The organism is Kitasatospora sp. NPDC051170, from assembly GCF_044455705.1.
Classification (GTDB): Bacteria; Actinomycetota; Actinomycetes; order Streptomycetales; family Streptomycetaceae; genus Kitasatospora.
In genome coordinates this window covers 147,457-161,510 of record NZ_JBITFA010000001.1, presented here as the reverse complement: position 1 = coordinate 161,510, position 14,054 = coordinate 147,457, and the positions used below count along the sequence as shown (strand labels likewise).

Genomic DNA, 14,054 nt, shown 5'->3' with positions numbered 1-14,054 from the left:
TCGGGAGGCAAGATGTCAGCGAAAACCCGGCTCGGAAATCTCCCCCGCACCCCCGGTCCGACCCCCACCCGGCGCAGCCTGCTCACCGCCGGACTCGCAGGCGGAGCAGTGCTGTTGGCCGGCTGCGCCACCGGCGGTGGCAGCGGCGCCGACGCCAAGAAACTGGGCGGGAGCGCGAGCGCCACCCTCAGCGGGAAGATCGGCATCTGGTCCTGGGACGTCGCCGCCAAGGCCATGAAGCGCCTGGGCAAGACCTTCGAGCAGGCCCACCCCGGCACCACGATCGAGGTCGTGGACATCGGCTACGAGAACGCCTACGACAAGATCACCGTCGGCCTCGGCGCCGGCAGCGGCCTGCCCGACGTCCTCACCCTCGAAGCGCACAAGGTGCCCGGCTACATCGGCAACTTCCCCGGCGCCCTCGTCGACCTCACCGGCCGTGCCGACGGGCTCAAGGACAAGTACCCCCAGTCCATCTGGCGCACCGTCAGCGACGCCAAGGGCCGCGTCTTCGCCCTGCCCTGGGACAGCGGCCCCTGCGCGCTCTTCTACCGCCGCGACCACTTCCAGCAGGCAGGCGTCGACCCCGCCACCCTCGCCACCTGGGACGACTACGTCAGCGCCGGCGCCAAGCTCAAGGCCGCCACCGGAAAGAAACTGCTCATCCTGGACTCCAAGAAGGACAGCACCTTCTCCCTCCTGCTCCAACAGCTCGGCCAGGGCTGGTTCGTCGACGGCAAGGTCGCCGTCGCCACCCCCGCCGCCGAACGCGCCCTGACCCTCCTCAAACAGCTCGTCGACCACGATCTCGTCGACTTCGAGGACGGCTGGGACGGCCTCGTCTCCGCCACCCACGACGGCAAGGCGTCCACCACCCCCACCGCCGCCTGGTGGGATGGCACCCTCACCGGAGACCTCGCCGACCTCAGCGGCAAGTACGGCGTCGTCCCCCTGCCCGCCTTCACCCCCGGCGGCAGCCGCACCTCCAACAGCGGCGGCTCCACCCTCTGCGTGCCCTCCCAGAGCAAGAACCCCGAACTGGCCTGGGCCTTCCTCGAGTTCCTCCTCGCCGACAAGGCCAACCAGGTGTCGATGATGAAGAACGAAGGACTCTTCCCCGCCTACTTCCCCGCCCTCGACGACCCCTACTTCCAGCAGCCCGCGCCCTACTATGCCGACCAGCCCACCATGAAGCTCTTCGCCGAACTCGCCCGCTCCATCCCCGTCGTCGAACGCACCACCGACGACACCAAGGCCGGCGACATCGTCACCACCGCCGTCAACACCGTCCTGCACAACGGCGCCGACCCCGGCGCCGCACTGCGCTCCGCCGCCCGCCAGATCGCCACCGCGACCGGCCGCCAGACGGCGGCCTAGGCCGGCGACGTGACCAGCCCACCCGCCTCCCTGCGCAAGCCCGCCGCCACCCGCACCCGCGCCACCGCACCCGCCCGGCGACGACGCACCCCCAACACCGCCGCCTGGATCTTCGCCGGCCCAGCCGCCGCCCTGTTCACCGCCTTCTTCGCCTACCCCCTGGTCGCCAGCCTCTACCAGAGCTTCACCGCCCGCCGCGACGGCGTCGACGTCTTCGTCGGCCTCGACCAGTACCGGCGCCTCCTCGAGGACCCGGCCTTCCTGCACTCCCTCGTCAACACCGGGCTCATCCTCGCCGTCCAGGTGCCGGTGATGATCGGCCTCGCCCTCGTCCTCGCCGTCCTGCTCAACCAGTCCTGGCTGCGCTTCCGCGCCACCTGGCGGGCCGTCTTCTTCCTGCCCGCCGTCACCACCCTCGTCGCCTACGCCGTCGTCTTCCAGGTCCTGCTGCGCACCGACGGCGGCCTCGCCAACCAACTGCTCCACGCCCTCGGCCTCGGCGGCGTCGACTGGCTCAACTCGCCCACCTGGGCCCGGATCTCCGTGGTCGGCTCGGTCACCTGGCGCTGGACCGGCTACAACGCCGTCATCCTGCTCGCCGGCCTCCAGGCCATCGGCCGCGACCAGTACGAGGCCGCCGCCCTCGACGGCGCCGGGCCGCTGCGCACCTACACCGGCGTCATCCTGCCGCAGCTGCGCCCGGTGGTGCTGTTCTGCGTCATCACCTCCACCATCGGCACCCTGCAACTCTTCGACGAGAACTACGTGCTGACCAAGGGCGGCCCCGGCGACGCCACCCTCACCCCGGTCGTCTACCTCTACAAGGTCGGCTTCCAGCAGTTCGACTTCGGGTACGCCGCCGCGATCGCCTGGGTGGTCGTGCTGATCATCGCGGCCGTCTCGCTGCTGCAGTTCCGGCTCTACGGAAGGGAACGCCGATGACGCCCCGGACACGCCGCCCGCTGCCCGCCCGGCTCGGCCGCGCCGCCGTCACCGCCCTCCTCGCCGCCGGCGCCGTCGTCAGCCTGGTGCCCTTCGCCTGGATGCTGATCGCCAGCACCCACAGCAGCTCCGAACTCTTCCACTCCCCACCGCCGTTCCTGCCCGGCGGCGAACTCCTGCGCAACCTCGCGCACCTCCAGGAGACCATCGGCTTCGGCCGGGTCATGCTCAACAGCCTCGGCATCGCCGTCGTCTACACCGCGCTCAGCGCCCTGCTCTCCGCCATGTGCGGCTACGGGCTCGCCAAGTACCGCTTCCGCGGCCGAGGGCTGCTCCTCGGGCTCGTCCTCGCCACCATGATGATCCCGCTTCAGGTGCTGCTCGTCCCGCTGTTCCAGATGATGGCCAACCTCGGCTGGATCAACACCTACCAGGCCGTCATCCTGCCCTTCCTCGCCAACTCCTTCGGCATCCTGCTGATGCGCCAGAGCTTCCTCGACTTCCCCGACGAACTCCTCGAGTCCGCCCGCATCGACGGCTCCGGCGAGCTGCGCACCTTCTACCAGGTCGTCCTGCCCTGCGTACGGCCGCAGCTGGGCGCACTGGTGATCTTCACCTTCATGGGGCAGTGGAACAGCTTCATCTGGCCGCTGCTGATGCTCAACAAGCAGGAGACGTACACCGTCCCCGTCGCCCTCAACACCCTCACCGGCCTGACCCGCGTCGACTACTCCGGCCTCATGCTCGGCTCGCTGCTCGCCACCCTGCCGCTGGTGCTGCTGTTCCTGCTCTTCCAGCGGCAGTTCGTCTCCGGGCTGCTGGGCGGGGCGCTGAAGGGATGAAGATGAACCTCACCCGGGTGCCCGGGCTGCTGTACGGCGGGGACTGGAACCCCGAGCAGTGGAGCGAGGAGGTGTGGGCCGAGGACGTGAAGCTGATGGCCGAGGCGGGCGTCAACCTCGTCACCGTCGGCGTGTTCTCCTGGGCGCGGCTCCAACCCGACGCCCACAGCTGGGACTTCGGCTGGCTCGACCGCCTCCTCGACCTCGTCCACGCCCACGGGATCGCCGTCGACCTCGCCACCGCGACCGCCTCGCCGCCCGCCTGGCTGGTGCGGGCCCACCCCGAGCTGCTGCCCGTCACCGCGGACGGCGTGCGGCTGGAGTTCGGCTCCCGCCAGCACTACTGCCCCTCCTCGACCGCCTACCGCGCCGCCGCCGTGCGCCTCACCCGGGCGCTGGCCACTCGCTACCGCGACCACCCGGCGCTCGTGCTGTGGCACGTCCACAACGAGTACGGCGACCACGTGGAGGAGTGCTTCTGCCCGGCCTCCGCCGAGGACTTCCGGCGATGGCTGCGCGAACGGCACGGCACCGTCGAGGAGTTGAACCGCTCCTGGGGCACCGCCTTCTGGTCCCAGCGGTACAACTCCTTCGACCAGGTCGAACCGCCGCGCGCCGCGCCCGGGCCCGTCAACCCCACCCAGGTGCTCGACTGGCGGCGCTTCTGCTCCGACGCGCTGCTCGCCCTGCACCGCGCGGAGAAGGCCGTGCTCGACGAGATCTCGCCCGGGGTGCCCGTCACCACCAACTTCATGTCGATGTTCAAGGCGCTGGACTACTGGGAGTGGAGCCGGCACGAGGACTTCGTCTCCGACGACGCCTACCCCGACCCGGCCGACCCGCGCGCCCACGTCAACGCCGCCATGAACTACGACCTCATGCGCTCCCTCAAGGCCGGCCGGCCCTGGCTGCTCATGGAACAGGCGCCCTCCGCCGTCAGCTGGCGGCCGGTCAACGTGCCCAAGCGGCCGGGCCTCTACCGGCTCTGGTCGCTCCAGGCGCTCGCGCGCGGCGCGGACGGGGTGCTCCACTTCCAGTGGCGGGCCTCCGTCGCCGGGGCGGAGAAGTTCCACAGCGCGATGCTGCCGCACCGGGGCACCGCCGGGCGGGGCTGGCGCGAGACCGTCACCCTGGGCGCCGAGCTGCGGCGCCTCGGCGAGGTCGCGGGCAGCCGGATGCGCGGGCGCGCCGCCGTGCTGCTCGACTGGGACAGCTGGTGGGCCCTCGAACTCGAGGACCACCCCTCCGCCCGGATGCGCTGGCTCGACCTGCTCCGGCCCTGGTACGCGGCGCTGTACGAGCGGGGCGTCACCGTCGACTTCCTCCCGCCGGGGGGTGACCTCGCGGACTACCCGGTGGTGCTGGCGCCCAACCTCTACCTGCTGGACACCGCCACCGCCGACCGGCTCGACGCCTACGTCCGGGGCGGCGGGCACCTGGTCTGCGGACCGTTCAGCGGCGTCACCGACCGGCACGACCACATCCACCCCGGCGGCCAGCCCGGGCCGCTGCGCGAGCTGCTCGGCGTCGTCGTCGACGAGCCCTGGCCGATCCCGGACGGGGAGACCACGGCTCTGGACCTCGACGGCGTCGGGCTGAGGGCAGTGCGCTGGAGCGAGTGGATCGAAGCGGACAGCGCTGCCGAAACGATCGTCCGCTACACGAGCGGTCCCCTCGGGAACCGGCCCGCCGTCACCCGCCGCCGCCACGGCGACGGCACCGCCTGGTACCTCAGCTGCCACCTCGACGCCGCCGACACCGGCCGGATCCTCGACCTGCCCCTCGTCGAAGCCGGGGTCGAAGCCGAACTGCCGGGCCTGCCCGAAGGCGTCGAGGCGACGCGTCGGCGCGCGGCGGACGGCACCGCGTACCTGTTCCTGCTCAACCACGGGACGCTCGAGCGCCACGTCGCCCTCGACCGGCCCGGCACCGACCTGCTCACCGGCACCGACCTGCTCACCGGCACCGCCGCCGGAACGGGCCTCACCCTCGCCCCGCTCGGCGTGGCCGTCTTCCGCATCCCGCCCACCGAGGAGCGCGCATGACACCGCTGACCCGCCGCCACTTCCTCGCCACCTCCGCGGCGCTCTCCGCCTCCCTGGCCACCACCGCCACCCTGGCCGCCAGACCCGCCTTCGCGGACGCACCACCCGTGGACGCACCACCCGCCGACGTACAGGCCGCCGACGCACCACCCACCGACGACCGCTACGCCGACATCCTCGACCAGCACGGAACCCCCGCCCTCGCCTACCCCGGCGACGCCGACGGCCACAACCCCATCACCGTCTTCGCCGACCTCGGCGCCTGGCACGCCTACGCCCTGCCCCGCCCCGGCGACCGCCTCGGCGGCTTCACCGGCCCCCTCCACCTCGCCCAGGAATACCCCTGGTGGCTCAGCGACGGCCTCACGCGCGTTCACATCACCGAAGACGCCAAGCCCCTCGACCTCACCGCCGGCGGCGCCCCCCGCCTCACCGCCCTGCCCGGAGTGCTGCGCCAGCGCTACGACCTCGGCACGGGCCTCACGCTCACCCTGGACCTGCGCTTCGCCGGCAACCGCACCGCCCTCCTCCACGCCCGCCTCGCCAACACGGGCCCCTCCGTCCGCACCCTGCGCCTCGCCTGGACGGGCACCCTGCTGCGCCCCGCCACCGGCCCCCAGCACGACGCCCCGCAGCTGACCGCCGCCGAGCGCGGAATCGAGGTCCGCTTCGCCCGCGTCCGCAAGACCTGGGACTACCTCACCGACGGCACCGAGCGCTTCGCCGTCCGCCACGCCCAGCCCGTCCGCGTTGCCCTGGACGCCACCGGAGACGGCCACCGCACCGAGCTCGCCGACCCCGTTCAGCTGGCGCCCGGCGCCGCCCGCAGCCTCCACTGGACGGAGAGCTACACCTTCACCGAGGCCGACTACGCCCGCGCCGCCGCCGAGTCCGAGGCCGCCCTGCGCGACCCCGCCCGGGTGGCCGCCGCCGGCGCCGCCCGCTGGGCCGGGTACGTGGCCCGCGCCACCGAGGGCGTCCCCGCCGAGCGCCGCCGCACCGCCGTGAAGTGCGTCCAGACCCTGGTCACCAACTGGCGCAGCCCCGCCGGCCGCATCCTCCACGACGCCGTCACCCCGGCGCTCGCCTACAAGTGGTTCAGCGGCGTCTGGGCCTGGGACACCTGGAAGCAGGCCGTCGGCACGGCCGTCTTCGCCCCGGCCCTGGCCGCCGACCAGATCCGCGCCGTCTTCGACCACCAGGTCCAGCCCGGCTCGGCCGAGCGCCCCCAGGACGCGGGCATGGTCCCCGACTGCGTCTTCTACAACGACCCGAGCACCGGCGGCGGCAACTGGAACGAGCGCAACTCCAAGCCCCCGCTGGCCTCCTGGGCCGTCTGGGAGGTCTACCGCCGCAGCGGCGACCGCGCCTTCCTGCGCGAGATGCTGCCCAAGCTGACCGCCTACCAGGCGTGGTGGTACCGCACCCGCGACCACCACGGCGAGGGCCTGTGCCAGTACGGCGCCACCGTCGACCCGGCCAACGTCACCCCCGAGGACTGCCGCCAGGCCGCCGCCTGGGAGTCCGGCATGGACAACGCGCCGCGCTTCGACGCCGCCCTCGGCTGCGGCGTCGTCGCCAACACCGACCCGGCCGGGCGCACCGTCGGCTGGTCCCTCACCCAGCGCTCCGTCGACCTCAACGCCCACCTCGCCGCCGACCACCGCCACCTCGCCCTGATCGCCGCCGAACTCGGCGACCGCGCCACCGCCCAACGCCTGCGCGCCACCGCCGAGCGCATCGACACGGCCGTGCGCGACACCATGTACGACCCGGCCACCGGCTGGTTCCACGACACCGACCTCACCACCGGCGCCCGGCTCACCGCCCGGGGCCGGGGTATCGAGGGCGCGATCCCGCTCTGGTCCGGCACCGCCACCCCCGCCCAGGCCCGTACCGTGCGCCGGCTGCTGCTCGACCCGGCCGAGTTCGGCACCCCGATGCCGTTCCCGACCGTCGCCCGCAGCTCGCCGTACTTCGACGCCGCCGGGTACTGGCGCGGCCTGGTCTGGCTCGACCAGAGCCACTTCGCGATCGAGGGGCTGCGCCGCTACGGCTGGAACCAGGACGCCCGCCGCGCGGTGGAGCGCCTGCTGGCCACCGCCGGCGGCCTGACGGGCGACGCCCCGATCCGGGAGAACTACGACCCGCTGACGGGCGAGGGCCGCAACTCCCGGGGTTTCAGCTGGTCGGCGGCCCTGCTGCTGCCGCTGCTGCGCGAGTAGTGGACGAACGGCCGGTTTTTGTCTCCGGGCGCCCCGGCCAGGCATGATCGGGGGCATGGTCGAACGAGTCATTGCAGCGTGTGACGGAGCAGCCAAGGGCAACCCCGGTCCGGCGGGCTGGGCCTACGTGGTCGCGGACGCCGCCGGGGTGCCCCGGCGCTGGCAGTCCGGGGCGCTCGGGCACAGCACCAACAACGTGGGCGAGCTGACGGCGCTGCGGGAGCTGCTCGCGGCCACCGACCCGGCGGCGCCGCTGGAGGTGCGCCTGGACAGCACCTACACCCGCGACTCGGTCACCAAGTGGCTCAAGGGCTGGAAGCGCAACGGCTGGAAGACGGCGGCGGGCAAGCCCGTCGCCAACCAGGAGCTGATCCAGGCGATCGACGCCCTGCTGGAGGGGCGGGACGTCACCTTCGTGTACGTGCCCGCCCACCAGGTGGACGGCGACCCGCTGAACGCCATCGCCGACAAGGCCGCCAGCGACGCCGCCCGCACCCAGGAGGGCGCGGGCGGCACCGACGCGGACCTGCCGGTGCCCGACCCGGCCGCGGCCGCCCCCGCCCGGCGCGCCCGCCCGTCCGGCGGTGCCTCCTCGACCGGCGGTGCCTCCTCGACCGGTACGGCGACGAAGTCGGCCGGAAAGGGCGGAGGCTCCCGTACGCTCTCCGCCCGCTTCCCGGGCACCTGCCCCTGCGCCCGCCCGTACGCCAAGGGCGACAAGATCACCAAGGTCGGCGCCAGCTGGGGCCACCCGGAGTGCGCCGCCGCCCACGCCTGAGCCGCAGCGCACCCGTCCGGGAGCTCACAGCGCCGCGAACAGCGGCTCCAGCAGCTCCCGGACGCCCCGCTCGTCGGCGAGGGGCGACACCTCCAGCACCGTCTCCGGGTCGGAGGACAGCAGCGTGACCACCCGCGCGCCCGCCGGCAGCAGCCGCAGGAACCCGGCGAGGGTGGCGGCCCACACCTCCGGGTCCCCGTCCTCCAGGAGCAGGTGGCCGTCCCCGAAGTAGCAGCCCTGCCGGCACATCCCGTCGAGGTCGACGGAGAAGCTCAGGTACGTCTGCTCGCTGACGGCCGAACACGGCCGGCTGACGCGTAGCCCGGGGAGCCGTTCGCGCAGGTACGCCTCGACCTCGTCGAGTCCGAGGTACCAACGGGTGCCGGGCGCGGCGGCGAGGTGGATGTCGTCCACCGGTGGTCCTTCCGTACGGACCCGTCCCGGACGCAGCACGGCCGGCCGCGGGGGAGCGGCCGGCCGTGACCCGGGGGGCGGGGGAGGGGAGGGGCTGAGCAGCCCCGATGGGTCGGCCCCGAAGGTCGGCCGGGGCCGGATCAGGCGGCGGAGGCGCCGCCCTTCTGCGCGATCTCCTTGATCTCGGCGAAGGTCAGGCCGAACTTGTTGTACATGATGGCCTGGTCCTGCGGCATCCCGGCCGCGCCGAGCTCCTTGAGCTGGGCGTCGGTCAGCGGCGCGGGCTGGCCCGCTCCGCTGCCGAACGCGGGGCCCGAGCCGGGGAACTCCCCGCCGCGGGGCGTGCGGAAGCCGTCCATCGCGAGGGACATGACGGTGTTCTGGAGCTCCGCCACGCTCACCTCGGTCGCGTCGCCGGGGGCGTCGACGGCCGGCGAGGTCCGGTCGAAGGCGAGCCGCACCGGGAAGGTGACGCCCGGGCCGGCCTTGGGCTCCAGCTGAGCCGCGTCGAAGTCGACGGCGGACAGCGTGCCGTCCTTGAGGTACACGTCGACCCCGACCTTGCCCTCGGGGACGTCGGCCGGCTTGGCGGCCAGGAGCCGGTCGAGCTGCCCGGGGAACTTGGCGGTCAGCGGCTTGACGGCCTTGGTGATCTCCTCGACGACCTGGCGGCCGGGGGCGCTCACCCAGAGGTGGTCCTTGCCGTCCTTCTTGCCCTTGTCCTCGACGGTGACGGTGCGCTGGAAGACGTCCTTGAGCGTGTTGAACAGCTCCTTGGACGCCTCCGGGTCGACGGTGGGCGCCTCGCCCGAGCCCGAGCCCGAGCCGGCGCCGCCCTTGGCCGCGTCCGACTTCTTGGCCTCGGCCGCGAACTCCTGCAGGTCGAAGGAGACCCACTTGCCGGCCAGCACGTCGCGGGCGGCCTTGAGCTCGGGGTTCAGGGTCCGGCTGAACTCGTCGACGGTGGAGGCGTCCCCGCCGATCAGCTTGACCAGGCCCTTGGCGTCCACGTGCAGGTACGCCCTGGCGTCGACCTGGCGGTACTCGAGGAGCTGGGTGCCGGTGCGGTCGGCCAGCGCGTAGGAGACGCGCAGCGACTTGTCGGGCGTGAACTCCTTGCCCTTGGCACGGGCGTTGCGGAAGGCGTCGATGTCCTTGAGCGGCTTGTCGGCCGACATGGCGACGGTGAGTTTGAGCCCCGACAGCTGCTGGGCGGCCTCCGGCTCGGTGGGCGCGTCCGTGGCCCGGCCGAAGGCCAGGATCTGCTCGGGCGTCGCCTCGACGGAGAACGTCACGCCGAGGGACTTGGCCTCGGCGATCCGGTCGAAGGCGCCGGACGCCTTCTCGGCGGCGCTGAGTTCCTTGGCGGTGCCGCAGGCGGTGAGCCCTGCGACGAGTGTCGCGGCGACGGCCACGACGGGCGTCGCGCCGCGAACGGTCTTGCGGATGGCGGTGTTGATGGTGACTCCTGTGTTGCCGGGCCCGGCCCGATGGACCGGACCACCCCTCCCCTTGATGTGCAGCGCGTGAGCGCCGTACACATGTGATCACACTACCAACAAGATGGCGTGCGAATATTTGGCCCGGATTTTAACGATCGTGTACCGGAGCCGAGTTGGCCGCCCCCTCCGGCAGCTCTACCGGACCGCGATGACGACGAATATCCCCAGGACGAGCACGAGTCCGACGATCACGCCGATGACCTGAGGCGACACCTTGTCCCGGATCTTCTGCGGCGGCTGGACCCGGCTGCCCGGGTGGGTGCTGTACTCCCACCACTGGACGACCTGCTGGTACTGCTGCCCGAAGTTCGGGTTCGGGTACATGCCGCTGCTGGCCACCCCCGGCAGCGTGCGGCGCTTTCCGGTCGGAAGGTGGATGCGGGCGGCGTACGAGGAACTGCTGCGGGACTTGGTCTCCCGGACGTCGATCCACTGGACCTCGTGCCACGGGTAGGTGCGGCCCTGCCCGAAGCCCCAGTACAGGGTGATCCCGGCCCGCCCGACCGAGGTCCAGCTGCGGTAGCTGAGGTACATGGCGGGGACGGCGAGAAGCACCGTCAGGCCGACGACGAAGACCAGACCGGGGACGCCGAGCTTGATAGCGGCGAAGACGCCTTCGAGGGTGATGAGGACGGCGGCCATGGCGAAGACGGAGGGACGGAACAGATCCTTCCCGCGGTAGATCAGTTCGTTCACGCCACGCACACTACGCCCGAACTCTCCGCCCCTGGAAGGGGGGTGGACGTTGGGCCGTGTCTGTCGGCTCACGTCGGGCGGTCGCCGCCGGGGCACGCACCTCGCCGGCTTCTCGTCGGTCGCCGATGCTCCGCATGGACTCCCTCCTCGGCACCGCCGATGCACGCACCCCAACGCCGCCCGCTCACCCGACGTGAGCCGACAGACACGGCCTAAGAAGGCGCAGGCCGGCCGGGGTGCGGTGAGCACCCCGGCCGGCCCTGTCGTGCGCGTGCGCACCGTCCTCAGTGGACGGGCGCGGCCGCCTCCGGAGAGGTCTCCCGGGTGGCGGCGGGCTTCGGGTTCAGCAGCCGCTCGGCGAGGTGGCCGAACAGCAGGCCGAAGGAGGCCCAGAGGGTCAGCTGGATGGCGAGCGCCGCGAGGCGGAACTGCCAGAGCAGCGTGGCGGGGAAGTCCGCGGGGACTTCGTTGACGGCGGGCAGGAACGCGTACGCGATCCCGACCAGGACGGCGAAGCCGAGCACGGCGACGACCGTCGCGTACCAGGTGCCCAGGCGCGGCGCGAGCCACCGGCCGGCGATCACCGCGGCGACCGCCAGCAGCACGCTGAGCACCATCATCAGGAAGTACAGCGTGGTGCGCTGACCGATCGTGTCCGGGTCGCCCACCGACGGCGGGTTGGCCGGGTACTTGAGGAACGGCACCACGTACACGGCGACCAGCGCCACCCCGGAGAGCAGGGCCGCGGTGGCCCGGGGGGAGAAGCGGCCGACGCGGCCCAGGGCGAAGCAGTACGCCAGCGCGGCGATGCCGCCGAGCGCGAGCCCGTAGAAGAGCACACCGGTCGCGAGGCCGGCGGTCGACTGGAGGGTGCGGCTGAACACCTCGACGGACGGCCCGTCGCCGTGGTCGTGCGCGGCGTGCCCGTCCTCGTAGGCGATGGCGGAGTCCACCCTGGGTTCGCCCAGCAGGTAGGCGACGACCAGGGCGACCAGCCCGGAGCCCAGGCCCGCGAGCATGCCGCGCACGAGCAGGGATCTGACGATTGCGGAGTTCACGTGAGCGTCCCCCGGTCAGTGGCAGGGGAAGCCGAGCAGGTGCCGGCCGTCGTGCACCCACTCGTGCACGTCCTCGCCGGAGATGAGGGAGGTGGCGCCCTGCTCGGCGCCGATGAAGTAGAGGACGGCCATCAGCAGGATGCCGAAGAACACGGCCCAGGGCAGGATCGCCTTGACCGAGATGGGGGCGATCGCCGGGGCGGCGGGCGCAATGGGGTGAGCCATGGTGGATCTCCTTTCGGGAACACGCGTCCCGTTCGGTGGAGCACGGACGACGGAGGCGGGTCTGACTCGCCGGACCGTGAACGGGCCGGACTCACAGTGGCGCGACCGTGCCGGTTTCCCACCGGACTTCCACGCACCGTCGTCTTGAGTTGTCGCCCGGAAGGTACCGTGTCGCGGGCATACCGCCAAGGGGCCCCGCACCGGCGCTGAGCGGGCCCGAAGGGCTCACCGGGGGCGCGGAATCCCATGCGCACACGGACGAGGGCCGCATCCCGGGCCCGGGAGGACGGCTGATGACCGCACACGTGATCTTGATCGCACCGGCGATCGGCGCCGACCTTCGCGAGGCCCGCTTCGGCGGCGACGGCCCGCCCGAACCCGCCGCGCTCGCCGCCGCCCGTACGGCCGCGGGCGCGGTGCCGCCCGTCGCCCGGGCCTGGACGGGGCCCGCCGAGCGCTGCCGCCGCACCGCCGAGGCGCTCGGGCTGGACGCCGAACCGGCGGGCGCGCTCGCCGACCTGGACACCGGGCGCTGGAACGGGCTGCGCCTGGACGAGGTCGCCGCGAGCGACCCCGCCGCACTCGCGGCCTGGCTCGCCGACCCCGACGCCGCGCCGCACGGGGGCGAGTCCGTCACCGCGCTGTGCGCGCGGGTCGGCGCCTGGCTGGAGGAACGGGCGGCGGAGGGCGGCCGGTCGGCTGCGGTCGCGGAACCGGCGGTGGTGCGCGCCGCCGTGGTGCACGCCCTCGCCCTGCCGGCGGCGGCCTTCTGGCGGCTCGACGTCCGGCCGCTGTCGGTGACGGAGCTCACCGGCCGCTCGGGGCGCTGGAACCTGCGCTGCGGGCGGGAGCTGCTCGCCTAGGCCCTCTCTTTCGGATCTTGCCGGGCGGTCGCCGCCGGGGCACGCACCTCGACGGCTTCTCGTCAGTCGCCAATGTCCCCCAGCCTTCGGCCGGGAGGTGCCCCCACCGCAGTGGCTCCCTCCTCGGCACCGCCGATGCACGCACCCCAACACCGCCCGCTGACCCGACAACATCCGAAAGAGAGGGCCTAGCGCCCCCTGAGCGTCCTCCGGGCGGCGCCGAGGACGAGCGCCGCCCACAGCACGGCGAGCCCGGGGACGGCCCAGATCATCGCGCCGTTGAAGGAGGTGTCCGCGGCGGTGTCCACCGGCGGCACCCAGCCGGCGGGGTCGGCCAGCACCTCGGTGCGCTGCCCCACCGAGCGCTGCGAGGAGCAGCCGCCGCCGCTGAAACTCGCGTGCGGCAGCGGCAGCCCGTCCTCGCGGCGGATGTCGCAGGACCAGCTGACCCGCCCGCTGCGGTCCGTCTCGCGGTGGGCGGCCGTGACCACCACCGCCGTCCGCTCGCCCCGGTGCTCGATCAGCTGGGCGCGCAGGGCGGTGGTGGGCAGCGCCAGCATCAGCACGCCCAGCGCCACCGCAGGCCAGAGCACCCAGCCCTTGGCCCGGACGAGCATGGTCGCGACCAGCGAGGACATCAGCACCAGGACGGCGGTGATCGCGCAGATCGGCAGGTAGTCCGGGTTGGTGCCGATCGCCATCAGTCCGACGATCAGCACGGGCGCGCCGAGCGCCGTCGCCAGCGCGGTGCGCAGCACGGTGCGCGGCGCGGGCTCCCAGCCCTTCCCGGGCCGCCGGGGCCGCTTGGGCGGTCGGACGACGCCCTCGGCGAGGGGGCGTTTGCGTTTGCGGTTCGGTCGGCTCGCCATGGCTGTTCCCCGTCGGACGGTGCGTGAGCTGGGACAGCACAGTGTGCCGCCGCACCCGGGCTGTCGGAAGACCGGGTGCGGCTGTCCTCGCCGACGTCAGGTGCGTCCGGGTCGGCCCTCGGACGGGGGCAGGGTTACTGCCGGGTAGGGCAGAGTCCGTGGCCCACGAGGGCAGCGGCGGGTGGCCCCGGAGGGCAGGTGGGCGGGTTGGGGCGGTT

13 protein-coding genes are annotated in these 14,054 nt (G+C 73.0%); 7 read left to right on the top strand and 6 right to left on the bottom strand.

The window, feature by feature from the left end; translation table 11 throughout:
• Positions 1 to 12: 12 nt before the first annotated feature.
• Genes ACIBCA_RS00755 through ACIBCA_RS00730 form a run of 6 tightly spaced genes read left to right on the top strand, consistent with a single transcriptional unit; the run spans position 13 to position 8,209 of the window.
• Entirely contained in the window at positions 13 to 1,377 is a 1,365-nt protein-coding gene (locus ACIBCA_RS00755) for an ABC transporter substrate-binding protein (protein WP_396280581.1), read from the top strand.
• A 9-nt stretch (positions 1,378 to 1,386) separates the two neighbouring features.
• On the top strand, positions 1,387 to 2,319 hold the full coding sequence (locus ACIBCA_RS00750; protein WP_396280580.1) for a carbohydrate ABC transporter permease: 933 nt from the start codon (positions 1,387 to 1,389) through the stop codon (positions 2,317 to 2,319).
• Positions 2,316 to 3,161, top strand: a complete 846-nt coding sequence (locus tag ACIBCA_RS00745) for a carbohydrate ABC transporter permease (protein ID WP_396280579.1) — start codon at positions 2,316 to 2,318, stop codon at positions 3,159 to 3,161. Before ACIBCA_RS00750 ends, ACIBCA_RS00745 begins: the two co-directional genes overlap by 4 nt.
• A 2-nt stretch (positions 3,162 to 3,163) precedes the next feature.
• A complete protein-coding gene (locus ACIBCA_RS00740) occupies positions 3,164 to 5,206 on the top strand; it encodes a beta-galactosidase (RefSeq protein ID WP_396280578.1) in 2,043 nt (680 codons plus the stop codon).
• A complete protein-coding gene (locus ACIBCA_RS00735) occupies positions 5,203 to 7,431 on the top strand; it encodes an MGH1-like glycoside hydrolase domain-containing protein (RefSeq protein ID WP_396280577.1) in 2,229 nt (742 codons plus the stop codon). The genes ACIBCA_RS00740 and ACIBCA_RS00735 overlap by 4 nt, the downstream gene beginning before the upstream one ends.
• Before the next feature lie 43 nt (positions 7,432 to 7,474).
• On the top strand, positions 7,475 to 8,209 hold the full coding sequence (locus tag ACIBCA_RS00730) for a ribonuclease H (protein WP_396280576.1): 735 nt from the start codon (positions 7,475 to 7,477) through the stop codon (positions 8,207 to 8,209).
• A 24-nt stretch (positions 8,210 to 8,233) separates the two neighbouring features.
• Here ACIBCA_RS00730 and ACIBCA_RS00725 read toward each other — a convergent pair whose 3' ends face one another.
• From ACIBCA_RS00725 to ACIBCA_RS00705, 5 genes are all read right to left on the bottom strand, one after another.
• Positions 8,234 to 8,623 (bottom strand): hypothetical protein, encoded by a 390-nt coding sequence (locus tag ACIBCA_RS00725; protein WP_031066657.1) that lies wholly within the window; start codon positions 8,621 to 8,623, stop codon positions 8,234 to 8,236.
• 140 nt (positions 8,624 to 8,763) lie between these two features.
• Entirely contained in the window at positions 8,764 to 10,164 is a 1,401-nt protein-coding gene (locus tag ACIBCA_RS00720; RefSeq protein ID WP_396280575.1) for a hypothetical protein, read from the bottom strand.
• 96 nt (positions 10,165 to 10,260) lie between these two features.
• Positions 10,261 to 10,821 carry a hypothetical protein gene (locus ACIBCA_RS00715; RefSeq protein ID WP_396280574.1) on the bottom strand — a complete coding sequence of 187 codons (561 nt, stop codon included), beginning with the start codon at positions 10,819 to 10,821 and terminating at the stop codon, positions 10,261 to 10,263.
• Positions 10,822 to 11,105: 284 nt separating this feature from the next.
• Entirely contained in the window at positions 11,106 to 11,879 is a 774-nt protein-coding gene (locus ACIBCA_RS00710) for a CbtA family protein (RefSeq protein ID WP_396280573.1), read from the bottom strand.
• 15 nt (positions 11,880 to 11,894) lie between these two features.
• Positions 11,895 to 12,104: a CbtB-domain containing protein gene (locus tag ACIBCA_RS00705; RefSeq protein WP_031066652.1), complete on the bottom strand. Its 210-nt coding sequence runs from the start codon at positions 12,102 to 12,104 to the stop codon at positions 11,895 to 11,897.
• A gap of 293 nt (positions 12,105 to 12,397) precedes the next feature.
• Between ACIBCA_RS00705 and ACIBCA_RS00700 the strand changes: the two genes are divergently transcribed.
• Positions 12,398 to 12,967 (top strand): histidine phosphatase family protein, encoded by a 570-nt coding sequence (locus tag ACIBCA_RS00700; RefSeq protein ID WP_396280572.1) that lies wholly within the window; start codon positions 12,398 to 12,400, stop codon positions 12,965 to 12,967.
• A 188-nt stretch (positions 12,968 to 13,155) separates the two neighbouring features.
• Here the strand turns inward: ACIBCA_RS00700 and ACIBCA_RS00695 are convergent, their stop codons facing one another.
• Positions 13,156 to 13,836 (bottom strand): hypothetical protein, encoded by a 681-nt coding sequence (locus ACIBCA_RS00695; protein ID WP_396280571.1) that lies wholly within the window; start codon positions 13,834 to 13,836, stop codon positions 13,156 to 13,158.
• Between the last annotated feature and the right edge of the window lie 218 nt (positions 13,837 to 14,054).

Bases quoted from the DNA above. Each gene is read 5' to 3' on its own strand.
- ACIBCA_RS00755 (WP_396280581.1), top strand. From the start codon at position 13: ATGTCAGCGAAAACCCGGCTCGGAAATCTCCCCCGCACCCCCGGTCCG.
- ACIBCA_RS00745 (WP_396280579.1), top strand. From the start codon at position 2,316: ATGACGCCCCGGACACGCCGCCCGCTGCCCGCCCGGCTCGGCCGCGCC.
- ACIBCA_RS00740 (WP_396280578.1), top strand. From the start codon at position 3,164: ATGAACCTCACCCGGGTGCCCGGGCTGCTGTACGGCGGGGACTGGAAC.
- ACIBCA_RS00735 (WP_396280577.1), top strand. From the start codon at position 5,203: ATGACACCGCTGACCCGCCGCCACTTCCTCGCCACCTCCGCGGCGCTC.
- ACIBCA_RS00730 (WP_396280576.1), top strand. From the start codon at position 7,475: ATGATCGGGGGCATGGTCGAACGAGTCATTGCAGCGTGTGACGGAGCA.
- ACIBCA_RS00705 (WP_031066652.1), bottom strand. From the start codon at position 12,104: ATGGCTCACCCCATTGCGCCCGCCGCCCCGGCGATCGCCCCCATCTCG.
- ACIBCA_RS00700 (WP_396280572.1), top strand. From the start codon at position 12,398: ATGACCGCACACGTGATCTTGATCGCACCGGCGATCGGCGCCGACCTT.
- ACIBCA_RS00695 (WP_396280571.1), bottom strand. From the start codon at position 13,836: ATGGCGAGCCGACCGAACCGCAAACGCAAACGCCCCCTCGCCGAGGGC.